The sequence below is a fragment of the Glaciimonas sp. Gout2 genome (assembly GCF_035018905.1).
Taxonomy (GTDB): domain Bacteria; phylum Pseudomonadota; class Gammaproteobacteria; order Burkholderiales; family Burkholderiaceae_D; genus Glaciimonas.
This window is the reverse complement of sequence record NZ_JASJXA010000054.1, coordinates 1-19,003: the sequence shown is the minus strand read 5'-3', so window position 1 is coordinate 19,003 and position 19,003 is coordinate 1. Positions and strand designations below refer to the sequence as shown.

Below are 19,003 nucleotides of genomic sequence, written 5' to 3'. Positions count from 1 at the left end.
CTATTGTAATAAGTAAAAAACATTGTTCAACATATTGTTGAGCAATTGAATATACTGCCAAATATTCATAGGAAAAATATTTCTGAACAAAAATTCTATCAATTTTTGTATATGCATACATTGCCAGTATCGATGGTAAAAATCGAATTCCTCTAATTAATATTATTTTGATTATTCTTGTGTTAGGTCGCCAATAAATTGGTTGCGTTCGTATTAACAACACTAAAAGAATTCCGGTTACTACGACCTCAATGCCACGAACAGATATAAATAAAAAAATATTTTTCGTGTTTAAAGATACGACATAAAATAACGACGCTCGTATGGCTAAAGCCAATAATCGACAAAGGACAACTGGTCTTATATTGGTAATCGCTTGAAAATATGCGACAATAACCGATGTTGTCTCATTTACAACAACAATTATTAATGCAATTACGACAAGCTTCCCCACCACAGAGTTATCGAAGAACACATCACAGATTATTGCGCTGAGTAACACTGTTAGCAAAGAAAAGAAACTACGAACTATAAATCCAGCAGTGATAATTTCTGAGCGCAACCGTGTATATCTAGCAAGCGCCGGTATTATTACTTCCGCTCCGGCAACAAAACCAACGCATCCAATCATTGAAGCTAGATTTAGTGAGTATTGCCATTGCCCAAATTCACCTATTGTTATAGTTCTTGCGAGTAAGCCATCACAAAATAAAACTAGCGCAATAGTTAGTAGCTTTTCACCGATTAACCAACCTACATTTTTATAAATTTGACTATGCTGCCGAAAATCCTGTTTGTATTCTAATATCCTAGCTAACTTGAAAAAGGATTTAACGTCTTTAACTAACATATGTTCATATTTATATTATTTTTGGAGAGGATACCGTACGCATAATTAAAAATTATCACGGGACGTTGTAAACCATAATACGGTTTTTTCGATACCTAATTTAATATTAAATTTTGGTACATATCCCAAACGTTTTGTCGACTTTTTTATATCAGCTTGAGAATCCCGTATATCGCCATTACGAAACTCGCAATAAACTAAATTCCTATCGTATTGAAATCCTCTTATTGCTAACGCTGATTTTAAAATCTGAACAAGTTCGTTTAGAGTAGTAATGTCGCTCACAGCCACGTTATAGATTTCATTCTTGTTACAAACAGCAGTCTTCGCAGCAAGAATATTAGCTTGAACCGCGTTCTCTATAAAACAAAAATCCCGACTAGTTTCGCCGTCACCATTAATAAATATTTCTTCGTTATTAATCATTGCCGTAATCCACTTTGGAATTACTGCCGCATAAGCACCGTTAGGATCCTGCCGCTTACCAAAGACGTTAAAATATCTCAACCCTATGGTGTTGAAGCCATAACAACGCGAAAATACCTCCGCGTATAACTCGTTTACATATTTGGTGACCGCGTACGGCGATAAAGGCCTCCCTATCGTATCTTCGACTTTGGGCAAACCCGGGTGATCGCCGTAGGTAGAGCTGGATGCCGCATAAACAAAAGACGTCACAGCTGCGTCTCGCGACGCAGTGAGCATATTTAAAAACCCGTTAATATTGACGTCGTTAGTGGCAATTGGATCTAAGAGAGATCGTGGAACCGATCCGAGAGCGGCCTGGTGTAGGACATAATCTACGCCCTCCACTGCCGTTTGACATATGGCGAAATCACGAATATCACCCTGAATAAATGTGAAACGCGTCCACCGCTCGGCGCCGATCAATTCTTTTACTTCGTCCAGATTGTGTTGATGACCGGTGGCAAAATTGTCGAGACCGATAACGATTTGGTCCAGATTTAGAAGGGTCTCGAGCAAATTGGAACCTATAAAACCGGCACAGCCGGTAATCAACCACTTTTTCGGTTTCTGACGTAATTCTTCTTGGATCTGTTCGAAACGGTTCATGTTATGCATTTATATTCTGGTTAGTCTGAGCGCGACATTTATTACAGACGAATATCTGACTCTTCTTTTGGGAGTAAATATTTTAGATCGAAAAGGACGTGCTCTTCTTTACCAAATTTACGCATCCCGATCGCGCCGATTTCCTTAAATTCACGGTGCGGTACAGCGAGAATAATTGCATCGTATTTACCGAGATAAGGAGCCAGGATGGGAGTTATTCCGTATTCATGCTGCGCACATTCTGCACTTACCCAAGGATCGTAGACATCAACCTCGACGTTATAATCTTTTAACTCTGCAATGATGTCGATGACCTTGGTGTTTCGTAGATCGGGGCAATTCTCTTTGAACGCCAAACCCATAACCAAAACGTTGGCGTTTTCTACCTGAATGCGGCGCTTGAGCATTTCCTTTACCAATTGACCGACTGCATAACTGCCCATATTGTCATTGATTCTCCGTCCCGCTAAAATCACGTCTGGGTGATAGCCCAGAGATTCCGCTTTATGTGTCAGGTAATACGGATCGACACCAATGCAATGGCCCCCGACCAAACCGGGACGAAATGGTAGAAAATTCCACTTAGTACCCGCTGCCTTTAGTACGTCTTCGGTATCGATTCCCATTTTTTTGAAGATAATCGCAAGCTCGTTCATCAGCGCAATATTCAAATCGCGTTGCGTATTTTCGATTACCTTGGCCGCCTCTGCCACTTTGATCGACGGCGCCTTGTGCGTACCTGCGTCGATAATGCTGCTATAAAGTGAGTCGACAAAATCAGCCGTCTCTGGCGTGGAGCCGGAAGTAACTTTGGTGATTGTGGTTAATCGATGCTCTTTATCACCAGGGTTGATGCGCTCTGGACTGTAACCGACAAAAAAATCGACATTGAATTTAAGCCCCGAAACACGCTCAATAACCGGCACGCAATATTCTTCTGTTGCACCTGGATAAACAGTCGATTCGTAGACTGCGACATCACCTTTTTTTATCACTTTACCTAATGTTTCCGAGGCTTTTTGCAACGGCGTCAAATCCGGCTGCTTATGCTCATCTATGGGGGTGGGAACGGTCACGATATAAACGGTTGCGCTGCGCAAATCATCCAGATCGGTTGAATAATTGAGGTATATCGCCGCTTTGAGGTCGGCGCTTTCGACTTCCAATGTAGTCTCGATACCTTCTTTTAACTCCGTCACGCGCCGCTGATTAATATCAAAGCCTAATGTTGGATATTTTTTCCCAAATTCAACAGCCAAAGGCAAACCGACATAACCTAGGCCAATGATCGCAATACGTGTGTCTATTGATATGTTCATAATTTGTCGAGGAGCGCGAAACTTGTGTGCAATAGGTCTAATCATAGGAGCTTGCTATATCGAGCTTAATACTCCACCTCAATTACAGTTACCTCGATAGATCCCACCTTATTAATTACGTTATGAACTTTGGTAAAAGTCTAATGCCAGGACTCAAGCATTCAACACGTTAGATTTCAGGGTAGTTCGATATCAGCTCCATTTAATAAACCTATCGCTTTCTCACTGTTTGAAAAACGACTCCAACGCCCACGCACCAACCGCGCATACACCATCATAAACAAGAACACCTGCACCAAAACAACTGCCACAGCACCAGGAATACCGTCCCCGAACATGACCGCGGCAAAACCCATAACCGCAATCCATGCCCCAACAAAACAAACCACAGAAGCATTTCGAATCCACGGTCTATTTGGATTGTGGCGAACCATCTGACATACCAGGCGACGATAAATCAGCGTATGAAGATGGAGGCTATCGGGGCGTCCCGGACTAGCCTTACGAATGAATTTTCTGCGGTAAATGCTGTTTAATACCTCGATAACCGGATACGCGCAGATTGCCAGAACTTGCCATGCGTTGACTGCAGGGTTGCGTATCAGCAGCAAGATCATGATCTCGGAGACCAAAAAACCCAAAAGATATGCGCCGCCATCGCCTACAAACAAGCGGCCGGTAGGATAGTTAACCAATAGAAAACCGAACGCAGAACCTACTCCTAATATCGCTAATTGAGTCACAAACATGTCGCCTTGACGCCAAGCGAGAAAGCCTAGGGCTGCCAACATAATAATGACGGCACTTGCGGCGACGCCATGAAATCCATCGATGATATTAATGGCGTTTGTGCCACCTGCAACAACAAAGGCTGTAACCACAATCGCAATCGGCGCAAGTGTCAACAACGTGTCCACACCCCATATGTCAAGGCCATCAATCGTAGCTCCCAACAACCAACTTGCTAGTAAGGCTGACAGAATGCTTGCGCATAGCCGCACCCGTACGGAAACTTTTTTTGTCAAGTCTTCCATCGTCCCTGCAAAAAAAATCGGACATGCTGCGAGTAGAAGTTTGAAGGCATCTTTTATGTCAACCTCCGTTTCCACCAGCGGATTGCTGAAGGCAAGAAATACGAGAGAGAAGATAATGCCAGTGATCACTGCAATTCCCCCAACGCGTGGAACCGCGGTGGTGTGGAATTTTTGTACGCCAGATAGATCGTGGTCAAATGAATGCTTACCGTGCCAACCTTGCGACATCACGATCAACACGCTAGAGGCAAAACTGGCCAAAGCCGCGGCGGCACCGGCCTCGACCATATTTGATATGGGCATTATCATAAAATTGGCGCCTCGCTTTTATTGCGAGTCAATATGTCATGCGTCTTCGACAAGAATAACAATAGGCTATCTGAAACGATTTTCGTTTGCGCGGAGGAAAGCTGAACTAATGATTGCCAAGCACCGTCACACCGAACTGATGGATTTAATATTTCGGCCCACTGAATGCCCACACTTTCAAAAACGCTTTTGCAATTTTCTATAATTAGAACTCGCATTTAAATTTCACCTGTTTATTATTTATTTTTTGATTGCCGGATGGCGTGCCATTCCTCAGTCGACTAGATCGGTAAAATAGAATTTACTTTTCGAGTCAATCTGACTTCAATAAACAACGCATTACCAGCAGACTCAACTTGGGCAACACAGTTGTTGCCCATCTAAATAGTCCCAATACAGACGCCCTGAACTGATACAAAAACACACGCATTACAACGATCAAATCTGTACTGCCATTTACGATTGCGTCAGAATAAAAAAAACAGTCACGCAAAAGGCGGCTAAAAGACCGCAAAGAAAAACAGATCGACGCGCACGGCGTGAAAGATAAAACATCTTTTGTTTTCTTCTCGTTCTTCCCATTTCACCCTTCCTTGGTAAGAAGAAGACCGTTTCCGTGTCTGTTTTTTTAAATACCTATTTCAGTACTTAATATTTATATTGTGTATAACGATATTTGCCGTATTTATACCCATAGCCATAGCTACCGGGACGACGTTTGATATCATTGAAAATGACACCCTTAACCGGAATGCCTGTATGACTACAGCGCTTCATAGACTCCTTAATGTCACCTATCGTGCTCTGACCAGCGCGGGTAATCATGAAGAGTGCACCAACGTGCGGCCCAAGAATTAGGGTATCTGACACGGCCAGTACAGGCGGCGTATCTATAAAAATGTAGTCATAACTGCCAGACAAGGATTTCAGTAATTGCCCGATATTCTCGTGCAACAACAATTCCGACGGATTAGGTGGGAAGCGCCCGGTAGAGATGAAGTCAACATTTTCAACGACGCTTTTATGCACGGCCTGTTCAAGACTGACCGTTCCCGCAACCAACTCCGACAATCCGTTTTCACGGCCGAATCCAAAGTATTGATGGAGGTAGCCTTTGCGTAAGTCGGCATCAATGAGCAGGACCTTTTTACCAGCGACTGCCAACACTGCCGCTACGTTTACTGAAACAAATGATTTCCCTAAGCCGGGCGTCGGACCGGTGATCATGATGATGTTGTTTTTGGCATCCAGCATCGAGAATTGCAATGAAGTACGGAAGCTCCGTAAGCTTTCAATCGCTGTATCAGTGGGATCGATTTGTGCAAGCACGGACACTTGTTTCGACTTGGCCAGCACTCTTTGATACAAATCCACCTGTTGTTTGCTATGCGGTACGTTGGCGTAGACGGTGAGCCCCAGCATCTGCTCAATCTCATGGGAGTCGCTGATACCACCAAATAATGATTTTTTGATAAAGGCGCACATCACGCCTAAAAACAGACCTATCAACACGGCAATCGCGATCACAATCGGCCGATTAGGTTTGATCGGTTTTTCAGGCACCATGGCTGCGTCAACCAATCGCACGTTACCTACTTTACCGGCTTTAACCAGACGTAACTGCTGCGCGCTGTTTAATAACGCAGTATATAAATCGGTGTTTAACTTGACGTCGCGGCTAAGGCGCAACACGTCTTGCTCCAGCAACGGCAGCCTCTTAATTCGGGTGGTAATTGCCTGCATTTCTGCAACGATCTCTTTCATCTGGCTGTCAATCCCCACCACAGCAGGATGACCGGTCGTGAAGCGAACCAGAAGCTCTTCTCTTTTTTGTTTTAGTTCAATCATCTTGGTTTGGGCGATAATTGATTGCTGCAGCAGCATCTTGCCTTCTTCGCCCAAATCAACAGTACCGCTTGCATTGCGGAACTGGTTAAACTTGCTTTCTGACTGCTCTAATTGGCGCTTCAGATCTGGCAGTTGTTTGTCGAGAAAAGAAAGAGACTTTTCAGCTTCCTCTGATTTACGCTCTACATTCTGCCGGACGTATTCCTGCCCGATTTGATTCAAGATATTGCTGGTTAATGTTGGGTTAGTACCTTCTAGCGTAATACCGATAATCCCTGATTGCTTGCCTTTTTCCGCAATAGCCATCGAAGTTTGCAGCTTTTCGATCGTGGCCAAGCGAGACGTATGGTGTAACAGGAATTGTGTGTCAGGTTTAGCCGAAAGGCGATTTACCAGCAACTCAATGTTGCCACCTTCTTCGCCCGCTCTAAGTATTGATCCTACGCTACCCTTTAGTGCTATATCTTGATTATTTTCGGTAAGACTGTACTGCCCATTGACACCCGCTGTGAGTACGAAATCGCGATCTTCCAATGACTCAGGCACATTAAATGTGGAGACTTCGATCTTCTCAGCGCCCCATGCGTAACCACCGCTGCCGAATAGTCCTGGCTCGGAAAGTTTTTTGTTACGCCCTGCTAACCACGCGCCAACCACGGGAAAGTATTTAGGCCGCACGGTCGTGTTGAGCCGCAAATTATCAACTGCACGAGACACGATCATGCGCGAACGGAGAATTTCCATTTCAGATGTCGCGGCGGTCTTCACGTCGAACATCGCAGACATGTCACCCAATATATTCTTTGATGAATTGGGGCTATCCTCTACCTGAATCAGAATATTCGCCTCGTAAATCGGCTTGGCGATAAACGCATAAGCGGTGCCGAGCAGCGTGATCACTAACGCGATTCCGATAATCAGCCACCGATTATCAAAAAGTATGTCGAGATAAGTTGCCAGGTCGATTTCGTCATCGTCTGGGATGTTTACGGGTATTAATTGCTGAATGGGTTGATTCATCGTGATGACTATTAAACGGTTCTATTAATTGATGTGTACGATGCGCTCGACCAGCGCGTCAACGCCTTGGGCAATCAGACTGTAAGTTTGGCGGAATACTTCCAGATCCTGTCGATACGGATCGGGGATGTCATATTTGTCGAATTCGCCGAGACGGAATACCTTACCCTTGGATGTCGGATATTTCTGTTCGATAAAGCGCTTTTGCTCTACATCCATGGTCAGGATGATGTCAGCCTCATTCACCATCCACATCATCAAGCTTTGAGCACGGTGTTCGCTAATGTCGACGCCGTGCTCTTTCATGAGTTGGATCGCAAATGGGTCTGCCGGATAGCCGATCATTGCGCCGATACCGGCTGACCGCACCGTTTTGTCAGGCAGTGCGTGCTTTAGCAACCCCTCTGCGATAGGGCTGCGACAGATGTTGCCAATGCAAATAACCAAGATGTTATTAATCATTTGGTTACCTGCACCGCACTGGTTAACGATTGCGCGCTAGGTACGAGGAGAGCAATCACGCGTGCCCAGTTGGCGAGTGCCGAGGCATCGACATAGACGACGTCTTTGGCTTTGAGCTCGAAATTTTCTGCCAACGCCAGCGCTACCGGCGAGCGAGCGTCGAGGTTATACACAATTGGATGCATGTCAGTTGTGTTGCGCACAACGTAGACTTGACGACCTTCGGCGCTCAGTTGATTGAGACCACCGGCATCGCCTAACGCCTCATTGAGCGTCAGACGACCGTTGCGCAAAGTCAGTGTTGTTGGACGGGTCACTTCACCCAATACGAAGACTTTGCTTTCTTCACGCGCAATCACGCGCACGACATCTCCATTTGCCAACAAAATATTCGCGGGGTTGATCCCTTTTTGCAATAACTGTGGAAGATTTATACGGTAGGTTTTGCCCGCACGGGTGACGTCTACCTGACTTTGATCGCCCGTTGGCAAAAACCCGCCCGCACGACTGATTGCCTCCATCAACGTCATCGGTAGATCATTAATGCTCTGAATACCCGGCATTTTGACTTCACCGTCAATATAAATGCGCTTGCTGCGGTAAGCCTGCACACGCAGCGTAAGATCTGGCTTTTTGAGATAGTTCTTTAGTTGTCTGGTCAATAATGTGCGCGCTTGCGCTTCGGTCAAACCAGCCAGCTTGAGCGGACCCGCATAGGGAAACTGTACCAAACCGTCCTGATCAACCACGAAGCCGGGAATGCTGGAAGCGCCCACATCGGTAGCGCCAGATGTGCTGATGGTGGTCGCACTGGTCATCGCCGGCGTAGAGAGTTCTGGATGATCCCAGACCACGATAGAAAGAACGTCACCGCTTCCGATTAAATAAGGACTCGGGCTGGCTACTAGTTGGCTAATGTCTTGGCTGGCTTGTTGTTCGCGCGCGATTTTCTCGGCTTGCAGTAGTTGCGGTGTGATCGTTTTGAGGACTGGCGTAACGCTAGAATCCACCGATTCGGACTTTTGATTTTGCTCTTGCAATGCTACAGACTGTTTATCCATGCGCATGCCAGGAGCGTACGCGCAAGCAGTTAACAGGGATATTAACCCAACAACACCCCACCTTTTAAAGGCGGTTTTGGACAAGAAATACATGAAGTGAGCCAACCTGAGATGCAAGCCTAAAGGGCTTAGTGTTACACACGCACTAGTGGTAAATGTCCACCTCAGCGTACGGCGCACATCCAGTTTTTAGTACTCTATTTGAAGAAAAGAAGCCATTTTGTTGTCATTCTACAAGATTTAACACGTTCAACATTACGTTAGATGAGAATCCGTCTCAAAAAAACCACGAGACAAAAAACGGACTACCTCCAATCGAAATAATTGCGCAAAACCAACAGATGTGCTAATTAATTAGGCAGATACAGGCTCCATAGTCGCCGCCAGAGAGTCACAATATTAAATCCTGCAAGAAACTATTACCGCTTCTCATTCGAACATTAAAGCCCATCCAACCGCTCCCGCAAACCGAACGCCTGCGCCTGCATCGCGCTGTAAGCCGTGCTCTCCATTTTTCGCAATTGCTGATACACCATGCCAAGGCGCGGATTAGTTCCGAGTTGTTTTTCGTTGCGTGCGAAAAAATCCCAATAGAGTGCGTTATAGGGACAAGCACGTTCGCCCAACCGAAGTTTTTTGTCGTAATAACAACCTTTGCAATAATCGCTCATCCGGTCGATATAGGCCGCACTGGATACGTACGGCTTCGTCGCCAATAAGCCACCGTCGGCGAACTGGCTCATGCCTACCGTATTCGGCAACTCGACCCATTCAAACGCATCAATATAAACGCCGAGGTACCAGCGGTGTACCGCACCGGGATCTAGTCCGGCGAGCAAGGCAAAATTGCCGATCACCATCAGCCGCTGAATATGATGGGCGTGCGCTTCTTCCAGCGACTGGTTAATGGCAATTGAAAGGCAGCGCATTTTTGTCTGTCCGGTCCAAAACCACGTCGGTAACGGCCGATTATGTGCGAACACATTGTGCTCGGCATACAGTGGCATGTGCGACCAATACACGCCACGCACATATTCACGCCAGCCCAAAATTTGCCGGATAAAACCTTCTGCAGCGGCCACTGGAACGCTTTCAGCACGCCAAGCCGCCTCAGCCTTTGCCACTACCTCGCCAGGGCCGAGCATCTTGGTATTGAGCGCGAATGACAGCATGGAATGAAATAAACGCCACGCTTTGCTGCTCATTGCATCCTGAAATTGGCCGAAATGCGGGAGCGCATTGGCTACAAAGTCGTCAAGCTGTTGCAGCGCCTCATCCCGATTTAACGGCCACGCAAATTGCGCCGCATTGGGCCGACCAAAACTCTTTACGCCAGCTGCTTCAATCGTCTGCCATAGCGCCGAATGATCATGCCGGATTCGACCATCTGCAGGTTCGGACGGTAGTCCTGGCCACGATTTGCGGTTATCGTGATCATAATTCCACTGACCGCCGATGGGCTTACTATCCGCCTCAATCAGTACGCCGTGTTTAACCCGCATCTGGCGATAAAAATGTTCCATCAGCCATTTTTTACGTCCAACGAATAACTCCGCAGCTTCTTCGCGTCGCGTATAGAAATGTTCGGACTCGACCATCTGACAAGGAATTGATTGCTGTTGCGCGTAGTCGGCCAGTTGCTGGTCAAGTCGCCATTCGTCCGGCGCCTGATACTCTACTGCGCCAGCCCGATAGCGGGCAATCAGGCGGTCGAGGTTGCCGGGCAATGTTTGTAAGTTTGTGGGATCGTCGATCGCCAGATAATGCACCTGATGTCCGGCTTCTGTCAGTAGTCGCGCAAAGTGCCGCATCGCAGCGAAGATAGCGATAATTTTTTGCGCGTGATGCAGGACGTAATCGGTCTCTTGTCGCATCTCCATCATGACAATATGGACGTCATCACGCGGTTGCTTGAACCAACTGTGCAGCGTATTAAGCTGGTCACCGAGGACCAGTCTGATGGTAGGGTTTTTGGTCACTTTATCTCCGTCAATACGATGGTGGCGGTAGGACTTTTAGGGCGGGACCGTTGTCAACGGCATTTAAGCTCCATCACGTTTGGCCTTGCGGCATCGTGCTGAACAATATTTCACCTCATTCCACACTGCGGTCCATTTTTTACGCCAGGTAAACGGCAAGGCACATCCAAGGCATATCTTGCTTGGCAAGTCGGATTTTTTGCGCATTTTCATAACCACTCCAAAAACGGATTGGACACTATTGAGGCCTTATTGATATAACTGGAAATATGCGGTGGAATTAGCTCGGAGCGTTTATTTGTCCCGCTTATTTATTAAGCATATTTGCCAGGCCTATTAGTCACAGTTATGTTCAAAATTCACGTGCGACATTTTTTTCGATAAAAGTAGACCGCGTGAACGGTCCGACCTCGGACAGTTTTATTGCCAACCTTGAAGCCATTGAGAATTATCGGCCAGCTCACGCCAACGCACAGAAAAGCGTCGGCCTGAGTGCACTGCTTCCATTTCGACGAGATCGATCTCGGCCGCTGGCGGTTCAGGCGAAACTACTTGCGTCACCAGAAAGTGCTTCTCCTTGTTACTTGGTGAAGTGGCTGTCCATTTGCTGAGCAACAATTTTTTCGGATTAAGCTGACGTGACGCTTTGAGATGCATTGCGACTATTCCTCAAGCAAGGTAAAAGAGGCGAAAAGAAACGTTCAGAATCAGTTTTAGCGCTGGTTGTAGCGTGATCATCACCACGGGAGTAATGGCGATTGCCGGTCAGGATCAGCCCCTATCGCTGCAACCCCGCTGGCAGTGGCAAGCCTTCGGCAAGCGCAAGCCGTTCCATCGCCGACTCCAGTAAACCGCGCGCCTGGGAAACGGCTAGCGTTAGCGAATCGTGCACTAGAGCATCATCCGGACTAAGCGCACTACACTGCTGGCTGTAACGCTCAAAACTATTCAACATGAGCAAAATTTCTGCCAAATGACGCGGACACTCACAAGCAACGCTATTCGCGGCAGCCACAAGCGTCGCCAAAGCTTGATCGTCCAACCGACGTGGCAAAACGGATATATTGGGCCATGGTGCGGCGTCAACACGACGTGAATGCCCGGATTGCGCGGCCAATGCTGTATCGCATAAGAGCACAATTTCCGTCAGATCAGCTGGCATGCGCGCAACCAAATAACCTTGGGCGCGCAACGAACGCAGCGTGGGAGCCGCGCAAAAACGATACACCACCACTACCGCTGCCACACCGGTAACTTGACGCATCTCAATAATCAATGAAACAGCGTCTTCGTTCAGCTCTGGCGCCTCAATCACCAGAACGTCAGCATTCACATTGCGTAGCGTTTCCGACACGGCATCAAGACGCGCTCCTACATTCACCACATCTAACGCCAGATTGGCAAGGCCGCCGTTAGTAACTCGCCGGACCAACCCTTCACCGACCAGCACCACGCGTATTGGACCCTTACGCGCATTGCCAAGTGAGACCAAAGGCTCGGCCAGCTTCTGCAAACGGTCAACCGTCAAGCCGGCAACCGCACTGATCGGATGCCCTTGTTCCACCAACTGCCTTATCAGCCCGAGGCGATAAACTTGCTCGCCAGAATAAAGGCGCTGCCCATGAGCGGAGCGTTGCGGCGCCGATACACCATAGCGACGCTCCCACACGCGCAATGTCTCAACCGATAAGCCAGCCAAACGAGCGGCGCGCCCACTGCGATAGAGTCCCGTTTCGAGAGCGACGCCACTCTCGATCTCATCCATTTCCATCTCATCAGTTTTCGAGCGACGCAGGACATCAATAGCTTTTATCATATAGAGTATTTGAACCGCTAAAAATCCATTATACCGAGTCAATGTCGGTTCAATTATATATTTTTCACCTATTATTTGATAAATGCTACCTAATTACATACAATATCGGTTCATCCACGCATAAAAAAATATCACTGTATCAACCACATTGCGACAACTCCAACTTCGGCAGCCTTCCAAAGCTCAGACAATAAATAGACACTGAATGGCATTACGCCAAGCGAGTAAAAAAGCGTCAAATCGATATTGCGTAACCATGTTTTTACGACTCCGTGCACAACAAATTACCTATAAACCACACGTAATTTCCTGGTGCAAAAAAATCCCTTAAAAAAATGGATTAAATAATGCGAAATAATGCGAAAGAATGCGACCGCCAATGTAAAAAGGGCTACCAATCTGGTAGCCCTTTCCTTCAGTAATCTTCAAACAAAACAGGGCGCGATCATCAGGCAGCGCGTAGGATCGTCGATCCTGATTACACCTCAAAACCCTTTGGGTTAAACGACTGCCATTTCCAGGAATCGGCGCACATTGCCGCCAAGTCCTTCTCCGCTTGCCACCCAAGTAGTTCGGCGGCCAGTACAGGATTGGCGTAACACGACGCGATATCGCCAGGGCGGCGCGGGACCAAATCATAAGGCACAGCTTGACCGCTGGCTTTTTCATAGGCAGCGATGACTTCGAGCACGCTGTAACCGCAGCCAGTACCTATATTGACCGTAAAACTCTCACTTTTTTTCTGCAAATAATTCAGCGCCGCAAGATGCGCTTTAGCGAGATCAACCACATGGATATAATCGCGTACACCTGTACCGTCGATGGTTGGATAGTCGGAACCAAATACAGACAATTTAGCCGAACGTTTAGCGGCAACGCGAGCAATATAAGGCATCAGATTATTGGGCGTCCCGCGTGGGTCTTCGCCAATTAATCCACTTTCGTGCGCACCGACGGGATTGAAATACCGAAGAAAAGCAACTTTCCAATCAGCGTTGGCATGCGCCAGATCGCGCAGTATTTGCTCTCCAATTAACTTGGTCTGTCCGTACGGATTGGTGGCCGAGAGAGGAAAGTTTTCGTGAATTGGTACTGTGGCCGGATTGCCGTACACCGTCGCAGACGAGCTGAAGACAAATTGATCGACATTGGCGTTTTGCATGACGCCACACAAAGTGAGCAAAGCACCTAAGTTATTCGCATAATACTCAACCGGCTTGGCAACGGACTCACCTACCGACTTAAGCGCAGCAAAATGAATGGCAGCAGTAATCCGATTGCCATTGAATAGCCCCTCTGTCGCGCTTCGGTCGCACAGATCCGCTTCAATGAAACGGGGTGTTAGTCCCGTAATTGTCTTGATACGATCCAGCACAACCGGACTGCTGTTGACCAAATTATCGACGCCGATAACCTCATGCCCAGCCTTGAGCAACTCGACCCACGTATGAGAACCGATATAACCGGTTGCGCCCGTCAGAAGAATAGTTGCGTTTTTTACGATATTCATACAGCCCTAAAAATAAACGAATAGAAAATCAACTCTTATAATCTTGCAAATTATACATACGCACGCGCATTATTTATGCAAATCCTACACATCGAAAACAACAAAACGTTAAGCGCATAACACCCACAAGTTAACTTAAAGTTAATAAAAATAATAAAAATGATTATTATTTCGCCAAATGGATTTAGACATTGATTCAACCACGTTATTTCACCTCAAATTCTCCGGAAAAAAAATGCCGCGCGTGATAATCTTTTCCAAATGAAACTATTAAAAATACGTTTCCGGCTAAAACTTCAAACAAAAACGATCCATCCATGCAAATAGTAGAAAACTTGCCCCTGAAAAAAGTAACTTAATGCCCATCATTCAACTCTCAGGGCGCCTCAGCCGAATGGCAACAAGTCTCGGATTTCTCCGAGGTGCACTTCGCACCATCCTGCTCTGGCCAATCATTGGCCTGTTGCTCGCGGTAGCCATTTGGAGCCTAACTTCCTCGCATATCGAAAAGGAGAAGCAAACACTCCTTAAAAACGGTACCGCGGACGTCGCCTTGTTATCTGGCGCGTATGCTGAACAGGTTGCCCGACCACTTGAACAAATCGACCAGATCACTCGTAGCCTGAAATACTATTGGGAGACCAGCGCTGGCACGCTGAAACTCGAGGACCAAACACGGGCGGGACTTTATCCCGTCACCGATATGTTGTACGTCACAATCGCTGATCGGCACGGCGATATATTAAGCACTACGCTGCCACGGAAAACAGTCAATCTCGCTCAACGAGATTATTTTTTGACACTTCAAAACAAAGATACCAACGAACTCCTCATCACCAAACCGTCGATTGGCGCGGGCTCAGGAAAAATGGTCATCCGCTTTTCTCGTCGCCTCAATACAAAGGATGGCGTCTTTGATGGCATCGTGATGGTATCGGTTGAACCTAGTTATTTTTACAGCCCGACAGTCGACGCTGCACTTGGCAAAAACGGCTTTCTTTCCCTTAGGACGATAGACGGCGTTGTGTTGGCAAAAAGAATGGGCGAGAGCATACGCTTGCATCCAACCGTATTTAAAGCTACACCGACTTTCATCACCCCAACCGGTATCCGGTTCGTCGACAATAACCAATTTATAGATGGGCGATCACGCATTGTGGCGTGGCAAAAGATTAAAAACTATCCACTATTAGCGGTTGCAGGTTTATCCGAAGATGAGTTGCTCATTCCGCTACAAGCGATATCACGCGAGCAGCGAACATTGGCGCTGGCAAGAATCGCTGGTGTGCTGACTTTTGCCATGATTGCGGTCTTTTTCACTTGCCGTCTGGCTTGGCGCAAGCATCAGTTCACCCAGGCACGTGAGGCTTATGGGATTTCTAGCAAAGGTGGTAATGAAGGCTTTTTTATGCTTGCCACACAACGCCGCCGTGGGGGAGTAATTGTAGATTTCATTATTGCTGACTGCAACGAGTATGGTGCCGCGCAATACGAAACAACAAGAGATCAGCTGGTGGGGCGAAAACTCTCGACACTGTATATCAACCGTTCGTACTTTGAAAAATTGATGCGGACTTATGTCGAGGCCATCAAAACCAATTTTTACGAAGATGATTTTTTAATTCCAGAGGGAAGCCCGCTGAAAATGACGTGGGTGCATCGCAAAATGATGCGCTCAACTACAGGGTTAGCACTTACTTTGCGCGACATCAGCGAAAGCAAAGCGCATGAGCAAGCGCTATTAGTCATGGCGAATTCGGATGCGCTGACGGCCCTGCCCAATCGCCACTGGCTGATGGGATTCTTGCCACTGGCGATCAACCGCGCACGCACCAGCCAGACCTCGCTGGCCCTACTGTTCGTCGACCTGGACGATTTCAAAAACATTAACGACACGATGGGTCACGCGGCGGGCGATGAATTATTGCAAGCTGCGGCAGCGCGGCTGCGCTCGGTCATACGTCCGATCGACAACGTGGTGCGTCTCGGCGGTGACGAGTTCACTATTATTATTGAAAGTCCAGAAGATGCCGCCACCGTGGAAAGTGTCAGTCAGCGGGTCATTGCAGCGCTGAAAAAACCCTTCTTGCTGGCGGGCCAAAGCAGCCATATCGTATGCGCATCGATTGGGATCAGTATCTTTCCGAAGGATGGCGAAGACGTTGAAACACTCATTAAACACGCCGATATTGCCATGTATGCAGCCAAAGCAAATGGTAAGGCAAGCTATCAGTTTTTCCGCCCGCAACTATCTCAAAATTTAGTCGTCAGACTGAATAATGAACAAGGTCTGCGTGCAGCTATTGAGAGCGACGAGTTTGTGCTGTTTTATCAACCGCGCGTGGACACCGCCAGTGGCGAATTACGTAGTTTGGAAGCACTAGTGCGTTGGGAACATCCAACCCGTGGACTGGTACAGCCGGACGAGTTTATACGTTTGGCGGAAGAGACCGGATTAATCGTCAAACTAGGAGAACTGGTCATCGAAAAAGCCTGCGCCCAGTTATCCCGCTGGAAGGCAGACAACGTTCCTTTGGTGCCGGTATCAATCAATGTCTCATCGCCGCAATTCAATCAAGGCAACTTTGATGCAATATTTGCATCGCATATGAAACGGTACGGGATTGATCCTTCAATGGTGGAAATCGAGCTGACTGAGTCTTGCATGATGGGCGAAGATCTGGCAATTTTTACACAATTGGCAGCGCTCAAATCATTGGGTGTAAAACTCCTACTTGATGATTTTGGTACTGGCTATTCGTCACTGTCCCAGTTACAGCGCCTGGATCTTGATATTTTAAAAGTCGACCGGGCTTTTACCGCCAAACTAGGCAAAAGCAAGGAAGGCGAAGTATTTTTCATGGCGATCATTTCCATGGCGCACGTACTCAACATGCGTGTCGTCGCTGAAGGTGTAGAGACGCTTGAGCAACTAAATATATTACAGGCGCTGTCCTGTAACGAGATACAAGGCTACTATATTTCGCGACCAGTATCGGCGACCGAAATAGAGAAACTGATGCACAAACGTTTTCTATTCCCAGAAGGGACCATAGAGATGGAAAGAGTCGGGTAATACGAAAGCATTACCCGATGGCGGATAGTCGGTACACAATCCTATTGTGCGTTCCTGCGAATATAAATTTACCGCTTTATTAAGCTAGCTCTTAGCGTATTGTTGTGCCATCCGATCAAGGGAAACGACTTTAATTGTAGAGGCCTTCCCTGCTGAACCGAATGCCTCAAAACGTACTTTACAAATATCCTTAGCGGCAGCCGTCGCGTCTTTAAAAAACTTGCGCGGATCAAATTCAGACGGATGTTGCGCCATGCTACGACGCATCGCGCCAGTCATTGCCAGACGAATATCGGTGTCGATGTTAACCTTGCGTACACCATGCTTTATTCCAAGCAGGATCTCTTCAACCGGGACGCCGTAGGTCTCTTTCATGTCGCCGCCATACTGCCTGATAATGTCTAGCCATTCTTGCGGGACGGAGGACGAACCATGCATGACGAGATGCGTGTTCGGAATCCTTGCGTGAATTTCTTTGATGCGGTTTATCGCCAGAATGTCGCCGGTTGGCTTGCGACTAAATTTGTAGGCTCCGTGACTGGTCCCGATGGCAATCGCCAAGGCATCCACGCCAGTACGCTGAACAAAATCGGCGGCTTGGGATGGGTCGGTGAGCAGTTGATCGTGCGACAGAATTCCTTCTGCGCCGGAGCCATCTTCCTCGCCAGCCTGGCCTGATTCGAGTGATCCAAGACAACCCAGTTCACCTTCGACCGAGACGCCGACGTAGTGTGCAAAATCGACGACCTGACGGGTAACCTGGACGTTGTAGTCATAAGTTGACGGTGTTTTCATGTCGTCCATCAATGAGCCGTCCATCATTACGCTAGAAAATCCGGAGCGAATGGAGGTTTGACAAACGGCAGGACTGCCTCCGTGATCCTGATGCATGCAAATTGGAATATGGGGGTAGGTTTCGATGGCTGCTTCTACCATTTTTCGGAGGAATGCTTCTCCGGCGTATTTGCGTGCACCTGCGGAGGCTTGCAGGATGACTGGGCTGTCGCAGGCATCTGCGGCTTGCATGATGGCGAGGATTTGTTCGAGGTTGTTGACGTTGAATGCTGGGAGGGCGTATTGGTGGTCGGCGGCGTGGTCTAGTAGCTGACGTAGGGATACTAGGGACATGGTTGATCTCCTTCTGGGTTTTGGTGAAATTAGGTAATTAGTGTGAAAAATTCGATGTGATTTTTGTCGATCTCGGTTTTTTTAGAATTAATCGGTGGTTGGTAGTTTCTTTTATCGGTCGTTGTTACTTAACGCGGTTATTGCTCCGTGGGTGCTTGTCGGGGGTAGCCCGACAGCTAGTTACTTTTTCTTGCTTGGCTCGGCGCCCCCCGCCAAGAAAAAGTAACCAAAAAGAAGGCGACCGCAACTGACGCTGCCCTTCGGGTTCCCAAGCATTTCAGCCGCCAGTCGGGTTGAAAGACCAACTCGCTTCGCTCAAACATGTCTTCCAACAATTCCCGACTGACAGCTGAAATACTTGGCAGCGTCCATGACGGGTACGTCAAAAGCCACTTCAAAAACAACCGCAACGTCAAAGGTGGCTGCGCCTGCAAGGTCAAGAGCAACGTCAAAGGTGGCTGCGCCTGCAAGGTCAAGAACAACTTCAAAGGTGGCTACGCCTGCAACGTCAGGAGCA

General features: G+C 47.5%; 15 protein-coding genes. 1 reads left to right on the top strand and 14 read right to left on the bottom strand.

The window, feature by feature from the left end; translation table 11 throughout:
- The 12 genes from QN379_RS21245 to galE all read right to left on the bottom strand — a co-directional run.
- Positions 1 to 850 (bottom strand): oligosaccharide flippase family protein (locus QN379_RS21245; protein WP_323507536.1); only part of this gene is annotated, 850 nt, incomplete at its 3' end.
- Positions 851 to 895: 45 nt separating this feature from the next.
- Complete coding sequence (locus tag QN379_RS21240) at positions 896 to 1,924, bottom strand: NAD-dependent epimerase/dehydratase family protein (protein WP_323507535.1); 1,029 nt, start codon at positions 1,922 to 1,924, stop codon at positions 896 to 898.
- 41 nt (positions 1,925 to 1,965) lie between these two features.
- Complete coding sequence (tviB, locus tag QN379_RS21235) at positions 1,966 to 3,243, bottom strand: Vi polysaccharide biosynthesis UDP-N-acetylglucosamine C-6 dehydrogenase TviB (protein ID WP_323507534.1); 1,278 nt, start codon at positions 3,241 to 3,243, stop codon at positions 1,966 to 1,968.
- 176 nt (positions 3,244 to 3,419) lie between these two features.
- Entirely contained in the window at positions 3,420 to 4,586 is a 1,167-nt protein-coding gene (locus QN379_RS21230; protein ID WP_323507533.1) for a glycosyltransferase, read from the bottom strand.
- Positions 4,587 to 5,234: 648 nt separating this feature from the next.
- A complete protein-coding gene (locus QN379_RS21225) occupies positions 5,235 to 7,454 on the bottom strand; it encodes a polysaccharide biosynthesis tyrosine autokinase (RefSeq protein WP_323507532.1) in 2,220 nt (739 codons plus the stop codon).
- A gap of 24 nt (positions 7,455 to 7,478) precedes the next feature.
- A complete protein-coding gene (locus tag QN379_RS21220; RefSeq protein ID WP_322233699.1) occupies positions 7,479 to 7,916 on the bottom strand; it encodes a low molecular weight protein-tyrosine-phosphatase in 438 nt (145 codons plus the stop codon).
- Complete coding sequence (locus QN379_RS21215; protein WP_323507531.1) at positions 7,913 to 8,977, bottom strand: polysaccharide biosynthesis/export family protein; 1,065 nt, start codon at positions 8,975 to 8,977, stop codon at positions 7,913 to 7,915. The genes QN379_RS21220 and QN379_RS21215 overlap by 4 nt, the downstream gene beginning before the upstream one ends.
- Positions 8,978 to 9,417: 440 nt before the next feature.
- Positions 9,418 to 10,956, bottom strand: coding sequence for a cryptochrome/photolyase family protein (locus tag QN379_RS21210; RefSeq protein ID WP_322233704.1), 1,539 nt, complete (start codon positions 10,954 to 10,956; stop codon positions 9,418 to 9,420).
- 63 nt (positions 10,957 to 11,019) lie between these two features.
- Positions 11,020 to 11,163, bottom strand: coding sequence for a DUF2256 domain-containing protein (locus QN379_RS21205; RefSeq protein WP_369124729.1), 144 nt, complete (start codon positions 11,161 to 11,163; stop codon positions 11,020 to 11,022).
- Between the two features lie 213 nt (positions 11,164 to 11,376).
- The gene (locus QN379_RS21200) at positions 11,377 to 11,613 is read right to left on the bottom strand and encodes a TIGR02450 family Trp-rich protein (RefSeq protein ID WP_322233709.1); all 237 of its coding nucleotides are present in this window, start codon (positions 11,611 to 11,613) and stop codon (positions 11,377 to 11,379) included.
- Positions 11,614 to 11,734: 121 nt separating this feature from the next.
- The gene (locus QN379_RS21195; RefSeq protein WP_323507530.1) at positions 11,735 to 12,772 is read right to left on the bottom strand and encodes a MerR family transcriptional regulator; all 1,038 of its coding nucleotides are present in this window, start codon (positions 12,770 to 12,772) and stop codon (positions 11,735 to 11,737) included.
- Positions 12,773 to 13,250: 478 nt separating this feature from the next.
- On the bottom strand, positions 13,251 to 14,282 hold the full coding sequence (gene galE, locus QN379_RS21190; RefSeq protein ID WP_322233715.1) for a UDP-glucose 4-epimerase GalE: 1,032 nt from the start codon (positions 14,280 to 14,282) through the stop codon (positions 13,251 to 13,253).
- Positions 14,283 to 14,676: 394 nt separating this feature from the next.
- Here galE and QN379_RS21185 point away from each other — a divergent pair, with 394 nt between their 5' ends.
- A complete protein-coding gene (locus QN379_RS21185) occupies positions 14,677 to 17,358 on the top strand; it encodes an EAL domain-containing protein (RefSeq protein ID WP_323507529.1) in 2,682 nt (893 codons plus the stop codon).
- Between the two features lie 84 nt (positions 17,359 to 17,442).
- Here QN379_RS21185 and fba read toward each other — a convergent pair whose 3' ends face one another.
- Entirely contained in the window at positions 17,443 to 18,486 is a 1,044-nt protein-coding gene (gene fba, locus QN379_RS21180; RefSeq protein ID WP_322233720.1) for a class II fructose-bisphosphate aldolase, read from the bottom strand.
- Between the two features lie 315 nt (positions 18,487 to 18,801).
- Positions 18,802 to 19,003, bottom strand: a 202-nt coding sequence (locus tag QN379_RS21175; RefSeq protein ID WP_323507528.1) for a hypothetical protein, incomplete at its 5' end; no start/stop codon positions are given.

What these genes read in the sequence shown, in the direction of transcription:
- QN379_RS21240 (WP_323507535.1), bottom strand. Translation starts at nt 1,924, where the DNA reads ATGAACCGTTTCGAACAGATCCAAGAAGAATTACGTCAGAAACCGAAA.
- tviB (WP_323507534.1), bottom strand. Translation starts at nt 3,243, where the DNA reads ATGAACATATCAATAGACACACGTATTGCGATCATTGGCCTAGGTTAT.
- QN379_RS21230 (WP_323507533.1), bottom strand. Translation starts at nt 4,586, where the DNA reads ATGATAATGCCCATATCAAATATGGTCGAGGCCGGTGCCGCCGCGGCT.
- QN379_RS21225 (WP_323507532.1), bottom strand. Translation starts at nt 7,454, where the DNA reads ATGAATCAACCCATTCAGCAATTAATACCCGTAAACATCCCAGACGAT.
- QN379_RS21220 (WP_322233699.1), bottom strand. Translation starts at nt 7,916, where the DNA reads ATGATTAATAACATCTTGGTTATTTGCATTGGCAACATCTGTCGCAGC.
- QN379_RS21215 (WP_323507531.1), bottom strand. Translation starts at nt 8,977, where the DNA reads ATGGATAAACAGTCTGTAGCATTGCAAGAGCAAAATCAAAAGTCCGAA.
- QN379_RS21205 (WP_369124729.1), bottom strand. Translation starts at nt 11,163, where the DNA reads ATGCGCAAAAAATCCGACTTGCCAAGCAAGATATGCCTTGGATGTGCC.
- QN379_RS21200 (WP_322233709.1), bottom strand. Translation starts at nt 11,613, where the DNA reads ATGCATCTCAAAGCGTCACGTCAGCTTAATCCGAAAAAATTGTTGCTC.
- QN379_RS21195 (WP_323507530.1), bottom strand. Translation starts at nt 12,772, where the DNA reads ATGATAAAAGCTATTGATGTCCTGCGTCGCTCGAAAACTGATGAGATG.
- galE (WP_322233715.1), bottom strand. Translation starts at nt 14,282, where the DNA reads ATGAATATCGTAAAAAACGCAACTATTCTTCTGACGGGCGCAACCGGT.
- QN379_RS21185 (WP_323507529.1), top strand. Translation starts at nt 14,677, where the DNA reads ATGGCAACAAGTCTCGGATTTCTCCGAGGTGCACTTCGCACCATCCTG.
- fba (WP_322233720.1), bottom strand. Translation starts at nt 18,486, where the DNA reads ATGTCCCTAGTATCCCTACGTCAGCTACTAGACCACGCCGCCGACCAC.